General features: G+C 48.7%; 20 protein-coding genes. 12 read left to right on the top strand and 8 right to left on the bottom strand.

Annotated features, from left to right (window positions below; all coding sequences use genetic code 11):
• Positions 1 to 5 precede the first annotated feature (5 nt).
• Positions 6 to 911, top strand: a complete 906-nt coding sequence (locus EAT1B_RS07440) for a Gfo/Idh/MocA family protein (protein WP_012727542.1) — start codon at positions 6 to 8, stop codon at positions 909 to 911.
• Positions 912 to 924: 13 nt separating this feature from the next.
• Positions 925 to 1107: a hypothetical protein gene (locus EAT1B_RS07445; RefSeq protein ID WP_012727543.1), complete on the top strand. Its 183-nt coding sequence runs from the start codon at positions 925 to 927 to the stop codon at positions 1105 to 1107.
• Between the two features lie 44 nt (positions 1108 to 1151).
• Here the strand turns inward: EAT1B_RS07445 and EAT1B_RS07450 are convergent, their stop codons facing one another.
• Positions 1152 to 2051, bottom strand: a complete 900-nt coding sequence (locus EAT1B_RS07450; RefSeq protein ID WP_012727544.1) for a DMT family transporter — start codon at positions 2049 to 2051, stop codon at positions 1152 to 1154.
• Positions 2052 to 2377: 326 nt separating this feature from the next.
• Here EAT1B_RS07450 and abc-f point away from each other — a divergent pair, with 326 nt between their 5' ends.
• Positions 2378 to 4222, top strand: a complete 1845-nt coding sequence (gene abc-f / locus EAT1B_RS07455) for a ribosomal protection-like ABC-F family protein (RefSeq protein WP_012727545.1) — start codon at positions 2378 to 2380, stop codon at positions 4220 to 4222.
• A gap of 25 nt (positions 4223 to 4247) precedes the next feature.
• Here the strand turns inward: abc-f and EAT1B_RS15940 are convergent, their stop codons facing one another.
• The gene (locus EAT1B_RS15940; RefSeq protein ID WP_012727546.1) at positions 4248 to 4412 is read right to left on the bottom strand and encodes a hypothetical protein; all 165 of its coding nucleotides are present in this window, start codon (positions 4410 to 4412) and stop codon (positions 4248 to 4250) included.
• A gap of 569 nt (positions 4413 to 4981) precedes the next feature.
• On the bottom strand, positions 4982 to 5830 hold the full coding sequence (locus EAT1B_RS07465) for a Cof-type HAD-IIB family hydrolase (RefSeq protein ID WP_012727547.1): 849 nt from the start codon (positions 5828 to 5830) through the stop codon (positions 4982 to 4984).
• Between the two features lie 166 nt (positions 5831 to 5996).
• Here EAT1B_RS07465 and kynU point away from each other — a divergent pair, with 166 nt between their 5' ends.
• The 5 genes from kynU (at position 5997) to EAT1B_RS07490 (ending at position 13578) form a co-directional block, all read left to right on the top strand.
• Positions 5997 to 7271, top strand: a complete 1275-nt coding sequence (gene kynU, locus EAT1B_RS07470; protein ID WP_012727548.1) for a kynureninase — start codon at positions 5997 to 5999, stop codon at positions 7269 to 7271.
• 12 nt (positions 7272 to 7283) lie between these two features.
• On the top strand, positions 7284 to 8123 hold the full coding sequence (gene kynA / locus EAT1B_RS07475) for a tryptophan 2,3-dioxygenase (RefSeq protein WP_012727549.1): 840 nt from the start codon (positions 7284 to 7286) through the stop codon (positions 8121 to 8123).
• A gap of 15 nt (positions 8124 to 8138) precedes the next feature.
• Positions 8139 to 8762, top strand: a complete 624-nt coding sequence (gene kynB / locus EAT1B_RS07480) for an arylformamidase (protein ID WP_012727550.1) — start codon at positions 8139 to 8141, stop codon at positions 8760 to 8762.
• Positions 8763 to 8862: 100 nt separating this feature from the next.
• The gene (locus EAT1B_RS07485; RefSeq protein WP_012727551.1) at positions 8863 to 13278 is read left to right on the top strand and encodes an MFS transporter; all 4416 of its coding nucleotides are present in this window, start codon (positions 8863 to 8865) and stop codon (positions 13276 to 13278) included.
• 6 nt (positions 13279 to 13284) lie between these two features.
• Positions 13285 to 13578: a hypothetical protein gene (locus EAT1B_RS07490; RefSeq protein ID WP_012727552.1), complete on the top strand. Its 294-nt coding sequence runs from the start codon at positions 13285 to 13287 to the stop codon at positions 13576 to 13578.
• A 55-nt stretch (positions 13579 to 13633) separates the two neighbouring features.
• Here EAT1B_RS07490 and EAT1B_RS07495 read toward each other — a convergent pair whose 3' ends face one another.
• Positions 13634 to 14791, bottom strand: coding sequence for a glycosyltransferase (locus EAT1B_RS07495; protein WP_012727553.1), 1158 nt, complete (start codon positions 14789 to 14791; stop codon positions 13634 to 13636).
• A 46-nt stretch (positions 14792 to 14837) separates the two neighbouring features.
• Here EAT1B_RS07495 and EAT1B_RS07500 point away from each other — a divergent pair, with 46 nt between their 5' ends.
• The 3 genes from EAT1B_RS07500 to EAT1B_RS07510 are packed head-to-tail and all read left to right on the top strand — an operon-like array spanning position 14838 to position 18051.
• Positions 14838 to 16022, top strand: coding sequence for a lipopolysaccharide biosynthesis protein (locus tag EAT1B_RS07500; protein WP_012727554.1), 1185 nt, complete (start codon positions 14838 to 14840; stop codon positions 16020 to 16022).
• Positions 16022 to 17161, top strand: a complete 1140-nt coding sequence (locus tag EAT1B_RS07505) for a glycosyltransferase family 4 protein (protein WP_012727555.1) — start codon at positions 16022 to 16024, stop codon at positions 17159 to 17161. Before EAT1B_RS07500 ends, EAT1B_RS07505 begins: the two co-directional genes overlap by 1 nt.
• The gene (locus tag EAT1B_RS07510) at positions 17158 to 18051 is read left to right on the top strand and encodes a glycosyltransferase family A protein (RefSeq protein WP_012727556.1); all 894 of its coding nucleotides are present in this window, start codon (positions 17158 to 17160) and stop codon (positions 18049 to 18051) included. Before EAT1B_RS07505 ends, EAT1B_RS07510 begins: the two co-directional genes overlap by 4 nt.
• Here EAT1B_RS07510 and EAT1B_RS07515 read toward each other — a convergent pair.
• Entirely contained in the window at positions 18005 to 18607 is a 603-nt protein-coding gene (locus EAT1B_RS07515; protein WP_012727557.1) for a response regulator, read from the bottom strand. The genes EAT1B_RS07510 and EAT1B_RS07515 overlap by 47 nt on opposite strands.
• 40 nt (positions 18608 to 18647) lie before the next feature.
• Between EAT1B_RS07515 and EAT1B_RS07520 the strand changes: the two genes are divergently transcribed.
• Positions 18648 to 19985: a sugar phosphate nucleotidyltransferase gene (locus EAT1B_RS07520; RefSeq protein ID WP_012727558.1), complete on the top strand. Its 1338-nt coding sequence runs from the start codon at positions 18648 to 18650 to the stop codon at positions 19983 to 19985.
• Here the strand turns inward: EAT1B_RS07520 and manA are convergent.
• The 3 genes from manA to rbsC form a co-directional block, all read right to left on the bottom strand.
• On the bottom strand, positions 19906 to 20946 hold the full coding sequence (manA, locus tag EAT1B_RS07525; RefSeq protein ID WP_012727559.1) for a mannose-6-phosphate isomerase, class I: 1041 nt from the start codon (positions 20944 to 20946) through the stop codon (positions 19906 to 19908). The two genes, EAT1B_RS07520 and manA, sit on opposite strands and share 80 nt — an antisense overlap.
• A gap of 167 nt (positions 20947 to 21113) precedes the next feature.
• The gene (gene rbsB / locus EAT1B_RS07530) at positions 21114 to 22025 is read right to left on the bottom strand and encodes a ribose ABC transporter substrate-binding protein RbsB (RefSeq protein WP_012727560.1); all 912 of its coding nucleotides are present in this window, start codon (positions 22023 to 22025) and stop codon (positions 21114 to 21116) included.
• Between the two features lie 23 nt (positions 22026 to 22048).
• Positions 22049 to 23014, bottom strand: coding sequence for a ribose ABC transporter permease (gene rbsC / locus EAT1B_RS07535; RefSeq protein ID WP_012727561.1), 966 nt, complete (start codon positions 23012 to 23014; stop codon positions 22049 to 22051).

The raw sequence follows: 23014 nt of genomic DNA on the forward strand, positions 1-23014 counted from the left end.
ATGGGATGCAAAAACCAAAAATCGGTATTGTCGGACTTGGAAATATCGCTCAAAAAGCGTATTTACCCATCCTTTCGATTCATCCCCGAATCGAGGTAGTCGGTGCCTTTTCCCCGAACACATCTAAGCGAGACATGATTTGCCAAACGTATCGAATGACCTCGTTCGACACGTTGAATGAACTCGCCTCATCCATCGATGCAGCGTTCGTACATAGTTCAACGGAAACTCATTATGACATCGTATTGTATTTATTAGAACACGGCGTCGATGTTTATGTTGATAAGCCCCTCGCCGCAACAATCGAGGAAGCGGAGCAGCTCGTCATTCAAGCCGAACGTCTTGGGCGTAAATTGATGGTCGGGTTCAATCGACGTTTCGCTCCGATGTATATGCGTCTACAAAACGAGTCCTCTGCTCACATGATTGATGTGGTAAAACATCGCGAGAATGACGTCGGCCCTAAGGATGCGACCTTCACCTTACTCGATGATTACTTACATGTCATTGATACGCTACGTTTCCTCGCTGGTAATAAGCTAACACTCGTCTCGGGTCACGTCGACGTCAATGAAAAGCATGAGCTTCGATTCGCCCGCCACGTGTGGCAAGATGAGCACGGAATGCACACGACATCGATGCATCGCACGTCCGGAGTGAACCATGAGCACGTCTCGATCGTCCGGGATGGCGAACGATTGTCTGTCGAAGAGATGGTCACGCTGCATCGTTTCAAGCAAGGTCGGCATGAGGTCGAAACGTTCGGTTCATGGGACACGACACTCGTGCAACGAGGATTCCAAGGCGCGATTGACCACTTCATTTCCGCACTCATCGAGGATACACCCATTCAAACAGACGGTCGTGCTGCGCTAGAAACGCAGCGGCTTGTTTCGAAGTTATTCGCATAAAGGAGGAGTATGTGTGGTTTATATCATGGTCATGGTCATTGTTGTCGCCGCAATCGGTTCAGATACAATCATCAAGATGAAGAAAACAAGTGTCGAAGAACGTCGCTTGAAGATTGAAGAAGAAAAACTCGCGATTCAACGTCTTCAACTCGAAATGAAACGCGAACAAGACAAGCTCGAGCATCGCGGCTTTTAATCAAAAACGGTCGCCCTCTAAACACGAGGGGGACCGTTTTGTCGTCAAAGATTGCGTTCTGAAATGGGCAGTTGTTGTCTTCGTTCCGCGAGCGTCGACCACGTCACAGCCGTCATGATACAACCGGCACCGATAAAAAAATTCAGATGGAGCGTTTCATTCAAGACGAGCCATCCGAGCGTCCCTCCGACCAAAGGCTGGAAGAAGAAAAAGAGTGACCCGACACTCGCATCCATCAACTCGAGTCCTTTGTTCCAGAAGAAAAACGCTCCTGCCGTCGATACGACACCGATATATAGGACACTGAGCCAAAGGACACCATTCAATTCTGGAAAGCCGTTTTGCATGACCTCTATACTCATCAAAGGGGTCATCAACAACCAGGCAACTCCAATCGCAAATGTCGTCAGTGTCAACGTCGATAAGGTCTGTGTCCCGATTTTCACATAAATCGACATGAGTGCCCACGTCACGGCAGCTAGAACAAGTATGATACTGCCTACTCGATACGTCCCTTCCCCTTCCCAACCAACGACGATGAGAACACCGACCGTTGCCAGCCCAAGCGCTCCAATCTTGACAGGAGTCAGTCGTTCTTTCAATAAGATTCGGGCAAATAAGACCATGAAAGCTGGTGTCGCTGCGGTCACAAGGGAGCCGGTATGTGCATCCGATAGCTTCGTTCCGATAAATTGAAACGAAATCGAAGCGACGTATCCAATGACGCCGACGAGTCCGATCCACTTCCAATCCGCCCGTCGAATCGATTCCCGTCCAAACCGAAACCAAACGACGAAAAGGACCATAAATGCAACAGCGTATCGTAACCAGACGAACGTGAACGGTTCAATATATGCGAGCGCATATTTACTGACCACATACATCCCGCCCCATATACTCGCCGCAAGGGTCAAACTGAGTGCTCCTAACCATTCTTTCCTCATTTCTTCGCCTCCTCGATGGCGACTATATACGACATCCTTGCTTCCATTTCCTTTATTTTCATTGTCAGTCGTAAGAAAAACGCTTACAATCAAGACATAGATGAATGAAAGGAGGGAGAAAGGTGAAATTTGTCGGACGTACGCATTGGACAACTGAACATTTGTACATTTTGCGTGCGATTTTTCACGATGTCGCTTAATCAAGGGACCCGTCTGTCCTTTTTTAGACATTGCTGAATATACGACAAAGCGCCTCTCTCTTTCTAAACCGAGCGCTTCTTTGCGTTCGGTTTTTTGATAGGCCCTAACCTTAGGAGGAACCTATTATGTTGATCGATCTTCAACACATTCAAAAACAATACGGCGGGCACGCCGTTCTCACAGATGCGAATTTATTCTTGAACGAAAACGAACGAGTCGGTCTTGTCGGCCGAAACGGCAGTGGCAAAACGACGCTGTTACGAATCCTTGTCGGCTCTGAAGAGCATGACGCCGGTACGATTTACCGCCGACAACGACTCTCTATCGGCTATTTGGTGCAGCTTCCTGACTACCCTGGACGCAGTGGTCGTGACGTCCTCTATACTGCTTTTGAGGAAGTGACTCGCCTGAGTGAAAAAATGTCTTCCCTCGAGCAAGAGATGGCGACGTCCGAACAGCTAGAACGCCTTCTCGAATCATACGGTGCCATTCAAGAACAATTCGAACATGCGGGTGGATATGTTTACGAGTCAAAAATCAGCGCAATGATTGATGGACTCAAATTGACCTCATTCGTGGACCAACCGTTCGATACGCTAAGCGGGGGCGAGCGTACAAAAATCGGTCTCGCCCTGGCGCTCCTTCAAGAACCAGAACTACTCATTTTGGACGAACCGACGAACCATCTAGATTTAGAAGCGATGACGTGGCTCGAATCCTATTTACAGGATTACGATTCAGCGCTCCTCATCGTCTCCCATGACCGGGTCTTCTTAGATGCGGTCGCCACGCGAATCGTCGAGTGCGAGGATGGAGAATTGACGAGTTATCCTGGGAATTATACGGACTTCGTTGCCCAAAAAGAAAAACAGTTGCTTGACCAGTTTCACGCTTACACGGAGCAACAGAAGAAAATCAAAAAAATGAAGGAAACGATCCGGCAGTTGCGGCAATGGGCCAACGAGGGCAATCCGCCTAATGAAAAGTTCTATCGTCGCGCCAAATCGATGGAAAAGGCTCTCGAACGAATTGAACGAATCAAGCGACCACAACTCGAAGCCGAGCAACCGAATATCCAGTTCACGACGAACGGGCGAACCGGGCGCGACGTCTTCGAAGTAAATGACGTGACACTTATCTATGATCGTCCTCTATTTGAAGACGTGCACTTCTACACAGGGCACGGGGAACGCGTCGCCATCGTCGGACCGAACGGGAGTGGAAAGTCTTCGCTTTTGAAAATATTGCTCGGTGAAGTTATCCCGCAAGCCGGAACCGTAAGGCGAGCCGACCAAGCCAAAATCGGCTATCTATCGCAACACATCACATTCGACGAATCTCATCGCTTAATCGAGGCGTTTCGGGATCGGATTGCAGTCGATGAAGGCAAAGCGAGACACCTTCTCGCTCAATTTCTGTTTTACGGCGCGAGTGTGTTTAAACCGGTCACGAATTTGAGCGGCGGGGAGAAGATGCGACTCATGCTTGCCATCCTCGTCCATGAAGAAATCAATGTCCTTGTCCTAGATGAGCCGACGAACCACCTCGATATCGAATCGAGAGAGGCACTTGAAGAGGCACTCGAACGTTTCCCTGGAACGGTCGTTACGGTTTCCCATGACCGCTACTTCTTGAATAAGCTGTTCCCTATCACGTATTGGCTCGACGGGACGATGACACGTTTCGAAGGTAACGTCGCCTATGCCCTCGATAAACGTGGACAGGAATCGAAAGATGAACCTAAAACGGAACACATCAAACGATCAAAATCGCTGAAGCAGACGAAACCCGCTCCATCTACGGTTGATGAGGAAACTCACCTGACCCAATTAGAGACAGAACATCGGGCACTGCTCCAACGGATGAATGAATTGGATGACCTTGATGAATTGATGGCGTTACAACGACAAGTTGATGCATTGCAAAAAGAAATCGATGACGTGATGACACGTTTGCTCGAATCTTTATAACCTAATATAGAGAAGCGGCACCCAATCAAGGGCGCCGCTTCTTTTGCTCGAATCGAATCTGTATGAAATAGCCGATGACCGCGATAGCCATCAACCCCATTGGGAGTATGCGGTAAAGACCTTCCATCGTTCCCGTTGTCAAAAGAATCACTCCACTAAGGAACGTTCCGAACCAATATAGCTTTGGCATATGATCCCTCCATCGGTTGCATTCACTCAATAGGATACCACAAGAAAAGCGCCCTCACTCGGCGCTTTTCTTGATTCTCTAGTCCCCGGACTTTCATCCAACCAAGCCCTTGCTCGATTGACCGTCCCATCCATGATTTGGTTCGACTAGAGATGTCCAAGCCAACGTGACGCATCATTCCAATCCGTTCATCGTCCATTGGTTCACCAATTGTTTTTCATTCGAAAACATGAAATCGAATAGGTGACTCATAGACATTTTGATCGAATGGGCACGAGAGGACTTGGCACCTATGATGTCCACTTCTGACGCGGATCATGTGGAATTCCGTATACAAACAGTCTGTCTGGTATGCTTGCTCCGATGGCAAGCAGAGGCCGACGTATCATCGTTTGGAATACACGATTCACGTTCATCTGGACTTTGCCCATCCCTTTCATCCATAAGCGACAGGTGACGAAAGTGCCTCCCCGTTCCCCGACTCATTTCAGAAAGTGAATGGTTACATGTATACAATATCCGTTTTAAGTGAGATTCAATCCTCGTTCACGATTTCTCCATAATCCAATTCATACATAATGCGTCAGCGCATAAGCGACCCCGTCCTCTTCTACATCCTTTGTAATATGCGTGCTCAAATCTTTTAACGGATCCACAGCATTCCCCATCGCAATCCTTGTTTCTGCCACTTCGAACATCGACACATCATTCAGATTGTCTCCGATGGCGACGACATCACGCATCGGAATCTGATAATGCTCAGCTAGCTGTTTCAAGGCTGCGCCTTTACTCGCATGAGGATGTCCGATTTCAATTTTCGTCCACCCCGCAGTCGTAATCAAAATATCGTTCCGTGGTTCATAGATTTTACGCAACCGGTGTAGCTTTCGGCGATCGAACGAATAGACAAACACCTTGTACACTTCATCTCGTTCAAAGTCGATGTCTGCCATCGAATCCATATATGTCAGACCGAACTGCTCATTTTGGATTTCAATCTCACGTTCCGCCCACTCACGGGTGAACGATTGATCATGTGGCAACACCTCATTGAGTTCCCGTTTTAATAAATCACTCCCTGAACGGAGTACTTTCACTCCCGTATTCGTATAAAATTCGACGTACGCATCATCTGCGTTCGCGATTTCCCATAGCTCGTCTACAACCGTTTGATCCATCGCATGATAGTAAATTCGCTCGTTCTCATAAAACCCGATTGCTCCGTTACCTGACAAAATCGGACAGACGAGGTCACTTCGCTTCAACAGCTCCTCGATATCATGAATCGAACGTCCTGAACAAATCGTGACGATATCACCCTGTTCTTGCCGACGACGAATCGCCTCCTGGTTTGCCTTTGTTATCACGCCCGTGCGCGATAACAGCGTCCCGTCTAAATCAATCGCAATCAATTTCATATCGTTCCCTCCTCCTTAGTTCTTTTCCCGATTCAACTGCGTAAAACACGATGAAGGGAATACCAATGTGTATGATGTCTACCTGCCCTCGTTGTTTGTTGACTTCCTTATGTCCGATTGCTACGATTTTGACAACGTACAAGCTTTAAAGGGGGAATATGGGGAGATGAACGATTTCACACGTGCTTACGTACAACAACTAGACAAACAAGACCCGCTCGCATCGTATCGGGAAGAATTTTATTTACCGGAACACGGGATTTATATGGATGGGAATTCACTCGGTCTCTTATCGAAACGAGCCGAGCGCACACTCCTTGAATCACTTGCGGACTGGAGAGAGCTCGGGATCGACGGCTGGATGTCAGGTCGCCATCCTTGGTTCAACTTGTCCGAAGAGTTGGCCGCACTGAACGCGCCGCTCATCGGTGGAAAGCCGGAAGAAGTGATGGTCACTGGTTCGACGACCGTGAACTTGCATCAACTCGTCGCATCGTTCTTCAAACCGGATGGCAAACGCACGAAGATTTTGGCAGACGCCCTCACGTTCCCGTCTGACATTTACGCTTTAAAGAGCCAGCTCGAATTGCGTGGACTCGACCCTTCTGAGCACCTCGTTCAAGTCGACAGTCCGGATGGGCGCTTCTTGGTAGAAGACGACTTGATTGCCGCGATGACCGACGAGATTGCCCTGATCGTATTGCCGACCGTCCTCTATCGGAGTGGTCAGATTTTAGATATGCCTCGTCTAACGAAGGCGGCACACGAGCGTGGAATTTTGATTGGCTTCGATGCCTGTCACTCCGTCGGCGCCATTCCTCATGACTTCCACGACTGGGGTGTCGACTTCGCATACTGGTGCAACTATAAACATTTGAACGGGGGTCCAGGAACGGTCGGGGGCTTATTTGTTCATAAACGTCACTTCGGCACGACACCTGGACTCGCCGGTTGGTTCGGTTCGCGCAAAGATAAGCAATTCGATATGGACCATACGATGACACCAGCCGAACATGCCGGTGCGTTCCAAATCGGAACACCACACGTTATGAGCCTCGCTCCTCAACTTGGTGCGCTTGAGATGTTCAACGAGGTCGGGATGGAAGCGATTCGTCAAAAATCACTCGCGCTCACGACGTATATGATGGATTTGATCGAAGAGATGCTCGCACCTCACGGATTCTTCATCGGTAGCCCGACTGACACACGACAGCGCGGCGCTCATTTGAGCCTCGAGCATCCTGAAGCGGCACGCATCTGTAAAGCGTTGAAGAAACATCACATCATCCCTGACTTCCGCGCACCGAATATCATCCGTCTCGCGCCGGTCGCACTATATAATACGTTTACCGACGTATATGACGTGATCGTGACGTTGAAGCAAATCATGGACAACAAAGAGTACGAGGCGTTCGAGAACGTCCGCGAAGTGGTCGCATAAGGGGGAACTGTCATGAGTGAACGCACGGAACATAAAGTAGAAAAATCGATTCAAACGGACTTTTCAAAAGACATGTCGTACGGGGACTATCTCCAGCTCGACCCGATTTTATCGAGTCAGCATCGCCTTTCCGACCATCACGATGAGATGCTGTTCATCATCATCCATCAGACGAGCGAGTTGTGGATGAAACTCATTTTGCATGAATTGACAGCAGCCACGACGGCCATCACGAACGGCGAACTCGAACGTTCGTTCAAGATGCTCGCCCGCGTCTCGAAGATTCAGCAACAACTCATCCAGTCATGGGGCGTCCTCGCGACGTTGACGCCGGCCGAGTATTTAGAGTTCCGAGACCAACTCGGCTCGTCCTCTGGTTTTCAGTCTTACCAGAACCGACAAATCGAATTCGCACTCGGCTTCAAAAACGCACGGACGCTCAGTGTTTACGCACACGATGAAAAATTGTATCCATTGCTCGAAGGCTCGCTACAAGCTCCTAGCATTTATGATGTGACGGTCCGCGAAATGCATCGTCGGGGTCTATCGATTGATGCGAGCGTGCTCGAACGTGATGTCACCCAGGACTGGGAATGGAATGAAAGTGTCGAGAAGGCATGGGTCGAAGTCTATCGAGACGTCGATACGTATTGGGACTTATATGAGCTCGGTGAAAAGCTACTCGATATCGGGAGCCAGCAACAGATGTGGCGCTTTAACCATATGAGCACCGTGGAACGCATTATCGGACAGAAGATGGGGACAGGCGGCTCGTCTGGCGTGAACTATTTACGTCGCGTGCTCGACCATCGCTTCTTCCCAGAACTGTGGACGGTCCGGACATCACTATAAGAGGAGCTGAATGCAATGACTTGGATTGATGTATCACAGCCACTCCATGCCGATGTTGCGACATGGCCGGGAGATACAAAATTTTCGTATGATATCGCGTGGCCGATGGCAGAGAGTGGTTCGGTCAATGTCGGGAAGATGACATTGAGTTTACATCTCGGGACCCACATCGATGCACCTTTTCATTTTGACGACCATGGGAAGCGCGTGATCGACCTCGATCCGTCCGTATATATCGGACCAGCCCGTGTGATTCATCTACCGCATAAGGCAAAGATTGAAGCATCTGATTTGGATGGTCATGATTTGACTGGGGTGGAACGCCTCATCTTAAAAACGGATGGTTGGCCCGATAAGCGTGTCTTCCCCGAGACGATCCCTGAACTGAAACCCTCTCTTGCCGATCGTCTCGGAGAACTCGGAATCTTCTTGATTGGACTCGACTTACCGTCAGTTGATGCGATTGACAGTAAAGAGATGGATGCCCATCACGCGTTAGCACGAAATGGTGTGCATATCCTAGAAGGACTCGTTTTAGACAATATCTTACCGGGAGATTATGACTTGAATGCTGTTCCGCTCCCGATTGTCGAAGGGGATGGAAGCCCCGTTCGCGCATTGCTTCGTCCTATATTGTAAAGAGATAGCCGGAATCGGCTGTCTCTTTTTTGATTAGACAGGGATAGTCCGACGTTTGGCGAAATAGATGACATACGTGATGAAAGGAGGCAGATCGGGTTTGCAACGCATCTTATCTACACTACGAAATGGTCTGCATACGTACCGTTACGACCTCATCGCCTTGACGATTATGCTGTCATGCATCTTTGTCTATGCGTACCCACTCTTTTCATCAGGGATGGTCGTCTTTAGTGACATCGCATTCGGTCTATCGTCTGACCGTTATATCGAAGAAATTTTTGGTGCCTGGAATGAACGGTGGAGCACGACGACATTGCTGAACGTGCCCCGGCTCGTCTTCATCGCACCGCTTTATGGATTGAGTCTATTGTTCGGTGCGTCTGGACCACTTCTCATCAAATCTTTCATCCTGACGTTGCTCATCGTTTCGGCGCTCAGTATGTACGCACTCGTCAAACGCCTTCATTCGATTTATATTACGAAACACTTTCAATTGATGACGCTCATGACGTTCACGCTCGCCGGGCTCTTTTACGCGTTGAACCCGTGGATCATCACGCGCATTCAACACATTTATCTCCTGTGCGGTTATGCGTTGTTCCCGTTCGCACTCCTACTCTTCTTTAACTTATTCGACCCGAAATTCCGACGTCAGTTAGATCCAGACTTTTCGTTCAGTAAGCGACTCTCACCGAGAATTTGGATTGATGCCATCGGGTTGTCCGCAACGTTCATGTTCATGTCGGCTGGGATTCATTACTTTTTCTTCTCAGCCATTTATATGGGTATTATGCTCGGTCTGATTGTACTCAAAACGCTTTGGACCGAACGGAAGACGTTACCGTTCAAATCGTTTCTCTTTTACTACGTCCGGCTCATCACAGCGGTCGGGTTCGTGTTCATCTTATTTAATGGTTACTGGTTCTTTATGTATGTCGGTTCGATTCTCTTCGGGGCCCAGGCAACCCAACATAATATTAACGTTACCGAAACATTGATGCTGTTCAGTCGCAACTCTTCAATCGAGAACGTGTTGTATACCATCAGTTACTGGTGGCCGATGTTCGATTTGCATACACTTCCACTGACGTTTTGGGTGGCAGGAGGCGTCTTACTCTTCTTCATCGGAATCGGTCTTCTCGGTAGCTATAAACGACCGATTCACTTGTTCTTCGGCTTACTCGGTGTCGGCTTGATCATCTTTGCGACCGGAACGTATGAATGGGTCGCGACGGCGTTCGTCGCGCTCGTCACGTACACACCATTAATCGGTCCGATGTTCCGCGACCCAAACAAGCTCGTTGGTTTATTGATTGTCAGTTACAGCCTACTGCTCTCGTTCGGAATCGGGATTGTCGATGCGAGACAGTCTAAAGCGATTCCACGTCCGCTCTATCGCGGCATCCTTTTCATCGGCAGTTTTGTCGCCTTGACGCTCTTTATTGCTCCGTATCGCACCGTCTATATGGAAGGTTTTTATAAGCCAGTCGACGTGCCTGAAGAATACGCGACCGTCCAAGCAGAGATTGACGGGAAGTGGCTTCAGTTCCCTGTTGCCGATGAGATGACCCAGCCCATCACTGGTGTGGCGACACCGAGATGGAACCAAAATCCCACACTCGGCGAGACGGTCAAACCAACTGGAGACTTCCATGTGTACAGTTCGCTTGAAAATACAGTATTCCATCATGAAGGGTCGACTCCAGCCATTCGCTATCTGTTTTCACTCTTACAATACTTGCTCGATACAGGTCGTTCAGACGAGGCGAGTAATTTGATCAAAGTATTCGGTGTCGACCAGTTCGCGTATCGAGATGAATATTTAGGAATGGAAGAGCGACAGCAATTCAACTTGGAGGTACTCGCCTCGCAACGTGATTTACTGCGGACGAAACAAGTCGGTCTATTCACCTTGTTCGATGTCGTCGCACCGCTCACCGACCGGACCGTCCCACAACTTATCGTGACGCCTTACGGGATCGACCGTTCCATCACATATGGAACGCTTCCTGGATATGAGCAAGGGAAACAATCGATTTTATTCACGACACAGCGACATAGTGACGACTTTGATTGGATTCGTCCGGGTGATGCCATCGAGATGATCGAACAGAAAGACATGCTGCTCAGTCAAGTACCAGACGACTATTATTGGAAACCGTTTGAGGCGATCGATTCCGCCAATCCGTTCCTCACCTGGGGTAAGACTCTTTTCGCGAACAGCGACTGGCGTTGGTATCAACAAACACAAGGGGTGAAAGATCCTGCGTTCGACCTTGATTTCGGAGATGGTGTCGGACTTTCGTTCGCCTCTGCTCGAATCGATGCTCCCCCGTACGAACTCGATGACTTGTCGACGAAACAAGTCGCTTCATTCAACTCGATGCTCGAAGATGAGACGTTCTTCAAAGCCGACAACCCGGACATCGTCGACTTGTCACCTAATCCGTTGTCTTCAACGAACGACTTGCCACTTCTTCAAGCGGAGGTCGCCAAAGGAGACCCGAACTACATTTGGCAAGTCGCAAAGTCCGGTCTGTTGCCGGCACTCCCGAATAACGCATATCGTTTTGATATCGTCGCATCGGGTCGAGGGGTCGACCGCTTGCACGTGAAAGTCCGCTTTTTCGATGCATCCGGGGAAGAAATCGACCAGACTTACGTTGTCGCCCCGAGAGATTCCGGAAATTTAGACGGGATTCATCTGCGCGGGGAATATGTGACACCACGGGCTGCCGAGACGATGCGCATCGACTTATTGAGTTATCAAAAACCAGAACGGAAGACATATTGGTGGATTCACGATGTCCAAATCGAGAGTTTCGAGTCACATATGGTGCCGAATACTTTCTCCATCACGAAAGAGACACCTCCTGGGCGCTACATCGGATTCGCTCGTGTCTTGTTGAATCAGAGTGGCGGACAGCTTGACGTGACCATCAACGATGACGAGCAAATCGTCGAAACGACACGACAAACGGGGGCACGGCTCGAGTGGGTACCGCTCGGAATACACGATGTCGATACGAACGAAACGACAATCACGGTCGAAAATACGGTCGGTTTCAATGCCATTCAAAACATCGTCTTCTTACCAGAGGAAGAATGGAAGGCGTTACAGCAGTCACTCCAAAATGTATTAGAACCTACGAACACGTTCATGGTTCTCGAAGGTGAACAAGATTTCGACTACAACGGGACGATTCAGTCCGAGCGCAATTACCCGTCTCTCAGTTTCGGCAAAGGGGTGTCACTCACATCCGGGACGCTGTCTCGTTCAATCGATGTGGCAGAGCCGGGTGAGTACCGATTCCATATCAACCTGACACCACCTGTGTCGACAGATGGAACGATTCGCTTACGCCTCCTGCAGGACGAAGAAGTTGTTCAAGAAGAGACGATTGAGGTCACGGCGATGCAGCAACTTCCTGATGTGAAAACGGATATCGGCACACAGACGGTCACGTATGACTCCTTGCGTCGCGACTTCCCATACCAACTTCAATCACTCGAAGATGTCCATCCGACTTTGAAACGGTGGACACCGAGCACGTTTGAGATGGAGCCGGGATCATACACGCTTGAGTTGACCGTAGACAGTAACGTGCCGTCACGAATCGAGCTAACGGATTTACGGAAGTTCGACCCGAACGAGATCGTCGTGACCGAACCACTTGCGACACCGGAAGCCGCCGCGACGTGTGCGACCTGTGTATCGATTACAGACGATATGTTTGAGTCCACGGTCGAAGATGACACGTTTATCGCATCTTACGAACCGACCTGTTCTTGTGACTGGTATATCTTCGCATCGGAACAGATCGAGGCACTCCCCGACCGAGAGTATTTGGTCGCGTTTGACGCACGGAGCGAACAGATTCGAAATCGCCACGTGAAGATGTACTATCTCGACGAGGAGCGGCGCGTGATCGGGACCGACTTCATTAGTGAAGTGGAAGAGTACCGTAAATCGACATGGAATCACTATGAACAGATTCTGATTCCACCAAAGGGAACCGCTTCGATGCAGCTTCACATTTGGGCACGCGGCAATGTTGAAGAGGCAGGACGATTGGAGATGAAGAACTTGAACGTCGTCCGCTATGATCATCTTCTCTTGACCGACCAAGTGACCGTCGAGGAAGTGACCGAACGGCCGCTCCTTGCTAAAACAGAAGCCGAATCTCTCGATGTGACGCGAAGTGTCATGAAGCGGACCGTCTCTCACGAAGATCCACTCGGCCGCTTCACATTAAACGACTCCCCTTCTCCATTGTTCGAGCTCTCGACCAATGAAGGGGCACAGCGTGGTGAAGTCGCATTGAATGGGGTGACACAACTGTACATGTCTTCCGAACGTGACGTGCAGGTGAATGCCGTCTTACGTCTCGTCTATTTCGCGGGCATGATCCTTCTGTTACTCGCCACACCTGTCTCGTTCTTCTTTTATTGGAACGCGCGGCAAGAAGAGCCGCTCCTTCGCCGAATCCGACAACGATTCAAGAGAGGATGACTTACAATGATTCGAATTTTAATGTTGACGGTTTTGATGAGTTGGACGGTGATTCTTAGTGCATGTTCGCATGTTGATGGAAAAAGTGTCATCGAAGACCGACAAGGCAACACCCTATGGATTGCGCCATCTAATCAAGACCCTGAGGAACAGTATGCGCTACAGGAAGTGACACTTACTTCGTCGACGGTTGTCGATGGGAAACCCAATCACCTCGATACACTGCACGTCGGAGATGTCATCACGATTGAATATGCTGAGACGGACTCTTCAATTGCTGAATCAATCACCCACGAATAAACTCAAACAAAAATCCCATGTCCGAAGACGTGGGATTTTTGTGCGTGATGCGGCTTTATCGTCTGGCCCGACTGACGGCCCGCTGTCGCTTCAGGAGAAGCGCCATCGTTTTGAGGAAAGCGATGGAATCTTTTACGAGATCGACGTGAGACCCCTCCCGTTCGATACAGGTCACCGGCTGTTGGTAGACGCGAAGTCGCTCTTTTTTAGCAGCGTACATCATCTCCAAATCGATGGCGAACCCGCTCGTCGCACTCAAGTACGGGAGTAACCGTGGAATTGCCCGGCGGTTGATGATTTTGAGACCCGTCTGAGAATCCGACACACCTTCTGGTAGGAACGGTTTTGTGATGGTTCGTTTTGCGAAACTGACAAACTTTCGGACAAGGCTTCGGTCTTCAATCGTCAAATCTTTCGTCCCAATGACGATATCGTAATAATCATTTTCCGCGATACTCAGCAGTTGGGCGATATCGTCGACTTTAAACGAATTGTCCGCATCGACAAATACATAGTACTCACTTGAGATATGCGTCATCCCTTCAATGAAGAGTCCCGCTTTTTTCGTATTCTGTTTCAACTCATACATCTTCAAATAATCAATTTTGAACAACGTGTCCGTCGCATTCATGACGATGTCCCGATACTCTTGTAACAAATGTTTCGATTGATCGGAGGAGGCGTCGTCCACAAAATAGATAGACCCGTGCAAATAGTTTCGTTCAATCATTTTGGTAAGGGCTGTCAGAAAAGCATGAATGTGTGAAAACCGTTTCTCTTCATTGAAAATTGGTAATATAAAGGCTACAGTCCCTTTTTTTACAGCATATTCTGGATGGATGATATTTTGAATCTCAGCTAATAGTTCATCTGCATATTCTTCTCTATAATAAAATATTCTAAATATCCCATTCCCTAACAATTGTTTAAAGGGGAAATTTCCTTTATGTCGAATAACGTCATCAATCCATAGAATCGAAGATTGAGGGTGGTACGTGCGAAGCGCCGCTGCCACGTTTAATCCCGTTTCATAGTCTGCATAATCAATCACGTACACTCGAATTTGATCTTTCATGGCACGAATGTCTGGTGAAATCATCTGGTCGGACGATTCATTTGATTCAGAAATGACGAGGTCATAGTGCGGAATACTAGACGCGTATGGGATGTTTCGTTCTTGATCCGTAAAGATAACCACTTTTCCTTTATCCATCACATTGTCCTCCTTTAAGATTGACGAACTGAAAGAGGTGATTGGTATGAAAGCTGTCATGAGTCGTTATTCGATTTTACTTATCTTCCCCGTTCTCGATGCCTTACTCAATATCATCAATTACTCGTATCACTTCTTCTTAGCACGAGGTTTGACCAGTCAAGACTATGGTCTTTTGAATGCTTATCTCGCCCTTCTCGGTCTATTGCTCATCATTGGTAGTGCGGTTCAATGGATTGTCACCCGCAACTTAGGACAACAAATCGCAACCGATTACCGCTATATCGAGCGAATGATTTTGCTCATCGCGATGGGCATATCTAGCGCAGTACTTATACTTATTCCATATATTCTTCCTTTATCTAGGATTAACCTCTTTTTACTTGCAGTTACAGTATTTTTCCATATCCTTGTGTCATTCCGTAGGGGTGTCTTACAAGCAAATGAACGATTCTATTCGTTAACGCTCTCTTATTACGTCGAAGCGATTGTGAAAGTAGGCGTCACGTGGATTTTTCTTGAGAACCTCGATATCACACTCGCACTCATTGGTATTGTGATCGGAATGGTCCTCACCTATGGACTCAGTATATGGCAAACACATTTTCCCGAAACCGCGGGGGAGAGAGAATTTCACGGGTTGTTTCAGCTGATCCATGTACAAATCGTCATGACACTCTTTTTCTCGGTCGATAGTCTACTCGTCACACGATTCTTCCCATCACTTGTCGGAGATTACTCCGTCGGTCTACGCTTTAGTCAGCTCGTCTTGTTCGTCTGTCTCTCGATTTTCCAAGTGCTATTGCCACGTTTGAGTCGAGCGGCCGAAACGGATTCATTCTTGTCATTTGAACGAACGGTGTTCCGTTTATTATTGGCAGCCCTCGGAATCATCACCGTGCTATATTTCTTAATCATCCCATCGGTCGTCCCTGTCTTCTTCGGACAAGGTTACGATGAGGCCGGATATTATGTACGCTATATGATTTTTACGTATATCGGCATCATCATCGTCCAGTACGAGGCGATGTTGCAATTTATTTTACGGAACAATCACTATTTACGATGGTACTGGGCATTGCTCTTCGTATTTCTCACCGCCCTGTTCTTGTTCCGACAATCGATGGAAATGTGGCTCTTCGCTCAGGCGGTCGTTTTACTCGGAGGCTCGCTACTTCTTCGTTTCCGCTTCCACTCTGAGCGACGTCGACATTTAAAGGAGGAATCGTGATGAAACCCACTTTATTGTGTTTATCTTGGCGAGACATCAAACATCCGAAAGCAGGAGGGGCTGAAGTATTCACGCATGAGATGCTCGCTTACGTGGCCCCTCGTTATAACATTATTCATCTGTCCCCTCATATCGACGGACGTGAGGACGAGGAATGGATTGATGGCGTTCGTTATATTCGCTCGGGTACAGACATGACGAGCATCGTAGAGGCAAGGCGCTACTACAAAGTGCACGAGGATGAAATCGATCTCGTCCTCGATCAGATGAATACACACCATTACTTCACACCTTTCTATGTCCCTGCACACAAACGCATTCTCTTCATCCATCAATTGACGCGTGAGATTTGGCGCATCAACCTTCCTCCTCCCGTCTCATGGGTCGGGGCATGGACGGAAACGAGCCGTCTGCGTCTCTATCGGCAAAACGACGTCTTGACCGTCAGTCAGTCGACGGCAGATGATCTCGTCGCCGTCGGAATTCCAGAGTCGCATATCACAATTTTGCCAGAAGGACTCAACTTCACACCGTGGCTAGAAGAAGAATGGTTTGAGAAAGAAGAGCATCCTACATTCTTATATGTCGGACGCATGTCCGCCTATAAAGGAATCAACGATGCCGTCAAAGCGTTCGTTTCCATCAAGCGCGACTTCCCGACCGCACAACTGTGGATCATCGGGAAGAAGAATGAGGCGTATATCGCTGAACAACTGAACCCGATCACACCTGAGGATGTGCGTTCGGACATCCATTATTTTGGCTTTGTGAGTGAAGAAGAGAAACTCGAGCGGATGAGTCGAGCGACAGCCCTTCTCTTTCCATCCCGTCGAGAAGGATGGGGCTTGACTGTCAGTGAGGCCGCCGCTGTCGGTACACCGACCATCGTCTACGATGCGCCGGGACTTCGGGACGCGGTTCAGTACGGAAAACTCGGTTACATGACGATGGCACAAACCGCAGAGGCGCTCGCGCTCGAGATGAGACGCTGTTTAAACGACCCGACTCACTATGAAACGGTGCGACGCGATGCCCATACGTTTTCCAAAACGTTGCAGTGGAGTCGTACTGGCGCTGCATTCGAACAATGGTTGACCGATAAACTCGGAATCTTGATTCAGGAAGGGAGAACATCATGATTGGAATCGCGATGTCTACGTATTGTAACGAGGAAATCATTCGGGAAACGATTCAGTCCATCCAACAGCAAACGGCCGAATTCGTCTGCGTGATTGCGGATGATGGCTCGACCGATCGAACCGTCGAGGTCATGCGAGAGTTGACTGCAGACGATGATCGATTCATCATCCTCTCCCTTCCTCACGGTGAACGCGGTGTCGCTCGCAAAGAGTCCATCGGGCGTCTTCGGGAACTTCACGTCGACGTACTATATGTCATCGACTCGGACATGGTGTTGACCGAAGGACTGCTGACGAGCTGCTTACTCTATCTGCAACACCATGAAGAAGTGGGAGCTCTTGTTATCCCTGAAGAAGCCTACAGCACCTATACCAATTTTTTTTCTAAAGTAAAGGTGTTTGAGCGTAACCTATTCCAAATTCCTGAAGAACGGATTGACGACCGTTCCATCGAGGCGGCACGCTTTTGGCGGATGGAGGCATACGAAGTATCGGGTGGAATCAACCCCGCTCAAATTAGTTTTGAAGAAACACAACCGACGATTCGTTACATTCAGCAAGGTGGCATCATCCGTCGCGCCACGTTCACCTCGGTGAAACATAACGAGAAGGAAGTGACGCTTCAAAACTTGCTCGAGAAGAAACGTTATTACTTCCAAGTGATGCCACAGACGCTCGAGACAGAGGAAGGCGGTTTCCGAAAGGCGCTGGCGCGTTGGTACTTTTTTAGACCCGTGCTCTATCATCCATCAAACCTAAAAAAATATAGACGACACCCAGTGCTGACACTAGGAGTCGCCTACATGTACCTTCGCTTAACATTCATCGGGGTATCGCAACTCTTCACCCATAAGTTTGGGAAGAGCGATCCCGTGACTGATACAAAATGAAGTCGCCGTACTGGGTCGGGATGACGAAGCGTTTTAACTCACTCGTCTCCCCGACCTCAAACGGTACAACAAGATTTTCCGAACTGACTAAGTCACCACTTTCATAAAAGAGGCAATATGCATTTCCAAGATCATCTAGAAACTCCGTTAGCATATCCGCAACTCGATATTGATTCGTCTTCATATTGACGGCTTGTTGTCCAACATCGCGCATCACACGAATCGCATACTCATCAATCTTCATCGGTTTTGTCATGATGCGCTTGACGTTGCCGTAATTGACCGCCGCAATCAACGTATGGGTATGCGTATAGTCGGTCAATACGATTTGATGGATGAGCGGGAATTTCTTTTTCACATAAGATAATAGTTCGACTCCATCTGTGTGTGGAAGCCGTAGTTCGGTGATGACGACGTCGATATCACTCGATTCTAAAATCGCAATCGCTTCCGTCGCTTCCGTTGCTTCGAAAATGAGTTCTCCTTCTTTCATCAACAGACGAGCCAACGTCTTGCGCGTGTGGTCATGCGGTTCGACGAGTAAGTAATTTGCCATATTGTGTACCTCCATTTTCATAAAGAAGGGATGTTACGTAATGAAACTACTTCTATTATCCGGTGGGTCTGGAAAACGTCTCTGGCCTCTTTCAAATGATATCAACTCGAAACAGTTCATTCGATTGCTCGACGACGGACACGGTTCTAAACAATCCATGATTGAACGCGTCTTTTCACAACTGAGTGACATGAAGTTGAATCAGGACGCCTATATTCTGACGAATGCACATCAGCGTGATGCCATCGTCTATCAAATCGGGACCGACGCCAATATCATCACCGAACCAAGTCGCCGCGACACATTCCCCGCAATCGTTCTTGGCGCAAGTTATTTGAACGAACAACAGGTCGACCCGGATGAAACGGTACTTGTGATGCCGGTCGATGCTTATGTCGACCTCCGCTTCTTTGAATATTTCCCTCAAGTCGATGCGGCCGTCCAAGCGAGCGACGATGCCTTGCATTTGATTGGGGTCACCCCTCTTCATCCGACATCAAAATACGGATATATCGTTCCAGACGAGACGGCTCAAGTATCCTCGGTTCGCCTGTTCCAGGAAAAACCGACCGTCGACGTGGCGGAACAGTTGATTGGACAAGGTGCGCTTTGGAACTGTGGAATCTTTGCTTGCAAGTTGCATCTGTTACTTGATGAACTGTCAGAACGAAACTTACCGACAACTTATTCAGACCTCACTTCACGCTATGACGAATTAGAAAAGACTTCGTTCGACTATGCTGTTGTCGAACATGCGGAGTCCGTATTCGTTCACCGCTACAACGGCGATTGGAAAGACTTAGGTACATGGAACACGTTGACTGAAGAAATGACGTCCACAACTCACGGTCAAGTCGACCTATTTGAATCGACGAACACCCATGTGATCAATGAATTGAATCTTCCGTTGATTGGGATCGGATTAGAAGACCTTGTCGTCGCCGTCAACGCGGATGGCATTCTCGTTTCAACGAAAGAGGCGACCCCACAGCTGAAAGATTATCTCGCCTCGTCCGACGACTATCCAAAATTCAAATGGAAGCGATGGGGGCAGTCGGAAGTCATCCATCATGAGACACTCGCAGACGGACATCACAGTGTGACACGACGCATGCTCGTTCAAGCCGGAAAAGAACTCAGTTATCATTATCATGAAGAGACCGATACGATTTGGACGATGCTTCAAGGATCAGCAACCGTGACGATTGATGGAGAAACGTTTGAGGCGAAGCCGACCGACGTCATCTCGATTCAACGTGGTGCGGCTCACACGCTCAAAGCAAAAGAAGATGTCGTGTTTATCGAGGTTCAGTATTCAAACGACTGGACACTTGACGATGCTTGTCCTGTGCCTTCTCCACTTGATAAACAGTATTGATGCGTTGTGTCGTTGGTACAGGGACTTCACTTGTGACGATTTCCACCTTTCCGGTGAACAAGTGAGGTCCTTTTCCTTTTGGAATGAAGTAATGTTCCCCTGCCCGGATTGCTTGCGTACCGTCCTCGTCTTGAACGAACCCTTCACCTGAAACGACCGAAATCAATCGGAACGTTTCAGCCCGCTCTAAAATAGCCGGAGTACCGTCTACTTGATGTCGCATAATCGTGAACGATGGTTTTGAAATCAATTCAGTCGTTAATCCACTATCTAAATCTGTCCGAATCAGTTCCTCTGTCCGTCGGTCTGGGATATTCATGACTTCAACTGCTTTCTCGATATGAAGTTCTCGCAAATTCCCAGTATCGTCTACGCGATCAAAATCGTACAGTCGATATGTCCGGTCGCTCGTCTGTTGAATCTCAAGCAAGACGACACCGGGACCGAGTGCGTGAACCGTTCCGCTCGGAATATAGATAAAGTCTCCTTTTTTCACGGGTTGTGTTTTTAGACGAGTCGCCCATTCTTTTTGCTGCACACATGTATACACTTCTTGTTTGGCTCGGAATGTATGACCGACAATGATTTCCGCATTCGGTTCCGCATCTAACACATACCAGCACTCTTCTTTTCCAAATTCCTCTTGCTCCAGACGCTGTGCTTGCTCGTCGTTCGGATGAACCTGTACCGATAAATAGGCACGCGCGTCGAGTAACTTGACGTGTAGGGGGAACGTAGCGAATGGGTAAGGACCGAATAACTCCAATCGGTGGGCATCCCATAAATCTGCTAGCGTCTGCCCTTCATACGGTCCATTTTCAAATACGGTCATACCATTTGGATGTGCGGATGCCGCCCAACATTCACCGATTTTCCCTTCCGGTAACTTAAAATGAAATAACGTTTCTAGATGACGGCCACCCCAAATACGTTCTTTAAATACCGGTTTGAGTTTATACATATGTGCTGCGTTTCTTAAATAGAAGAAACGACTCCCCCTTCCTGGATTTTACCTAGATATACCCTTAAAAAGGGAGAAACTATCCAATATATGAAGAGGGATATGTGAACATTCAAAAACCTCACGAGCTCTACCCGAAATCAAGGCATCGTGAGGTTTCTACTTACTTATTTGATTAATTCGAGTTCGACCGGAATGTTTTCCTCTACTGTTTCACCTTTCAGGTGGTTGATTGCCGCTTCTACACCCAATTTACCAATCTCAGCGGGCTTTTGGGCAACCGTCGCTGCCATCGTCCCACCTTCGACTGCTTTGACCGCATCATCTGTCGCATCGAATCCAATGACTTTGACATCACTCATACCTGCCGCTTCGAGCGCTTGAACGGCACCGAGCGCCATCTCGTCGTTATGCGCGAATACCGCGACGATGTCTTTATTGTCCTGTAAGATGTTCTCCATGACCGTCAATCCTTCTGCACGGTCAAAGTTCGCAGATTGTTTTGCCACGACTTCTAATTTCCCATCGATCGCTTCGTTGAATCCTTGTCCGCGGTCACGTGTCGCCGACGCTCCTGGAATCCCCTCGAGCTCGACGACTTTTTGCCCTTCACCTACGAGTTCGACCATGTAGTCACCTGCCAATTGTCCACCCGCAACGTTATCTGATGCCACGTGTGCGACGACTTCCCCTGTTTCAGCGTTACGGTCTACCGTGATGACAGGAATGCCTGCATCGTTTGCTGCCTGTACTGCCGCACCGACCGCTTCTGAATCCGTCGGGTTGATGAGAATCAAATCCATCCCCTTTTGAATCATATCTTCGACGTCATTCACTTGCTTCGCCGCGTCGTTTTGCGCGTCCGCTACCGTCAACGTCGCATCCATTTCGTTCGCCTGTTCTTCCGCGCCTTCTTTCAATGCGACAAAGAACGGGTTGTTCAATGTCGAGATGGATAATCCGATCTCATAATCGCCATCTTTCGTTTCCGTTTCAGACGATGACCCCGGTTGTTCAGTCGAGCAAGCTGCCATCAGTACCATAGTCAGTGCGAGTAGCCAAGCTGTCCATTTTTTCATGTTCCGTTTTCCCCTTTCGCGTGTTACGCGTTTTGTCGACGATCAAGCAATACTGCAAACAATATAACTGCACCTTTTACGACGAGTTGGAAGAAAGATGATACGCCGAGAAGGTTCAATCCGTTGTTAAGCGTTCCGATGATCAGCGCCCCGATCAACGTCCCGACAATCCAACCTCGACCACCCGCTAGGCTCGTTCCCCCGAGAACGACCGCTGCGATGGCATCGAGTTCGTATGACGTTCCTGCCGTCGGTTGTGCGGAATTAAGGCGCGATGTCAAGATGATGCCGGCGAGTGCTGCAAGCATACCGGATAGAGAGTAGATCATGATTTTGACTTTATTGACGCCAATCCCCATTAATTTTGCCGCTTCTTCATTTCCACCGATTGCGTACGTGTGACGACCAAATGTGGTCTTCTTCAAGATGAAATACAGGACACCGAATGCGAGTAGCATCGTCAATGCCGGTACTGGAATGATCCAGAAGTAGCCGCGTCCGAGCATCTCGAACCAACCGGAATTCCCGAGACCCGTAATCGGTCGTCCGTCTGTATAAACGAGCGTCAAGCCCCGATAAATGGTCATCGTAGCCAATGTCGCGATGAACGGTGCTACTTTCCCGTACGTGATGACCGCCCCGTTAAAGGCCCCGAGAACGGCACCTGCAATCAAGCCGAGTGCGACGGCCATAACCGCATGTTGACCATCCACCATCATGCCTGCCACTAGTGCAGAGGCGAGCGCCAAAATCGACCCGACCGATAAATCGATTCCCCCTGTCAAGATGACAAACGTCATCCCGAAGGCAATCAAGGCATTGATCGACACTTGGCGGAGTACGTTGAAGATATTATTTAATGATAAAAATCCTGGTTCAAGCGCCGTCACGACGACAACGATGACGAGCAGACCAAACAGCGGTCCTAGTTTTTGCCCCCATCCGAGTCGACCCGGGCGTTTCAGTCCGGTCGTTGCTTTCAATTCCAT

It is taken from the genome of Exiguobacterium sp. AT1b, from assembly GCF_000023045.1.
Classification (GTDB): Bacteria; Bacillota; Bacilli; order Exiguobacteriales; family Exiguobacteriaceae; genus Exiguobacterium.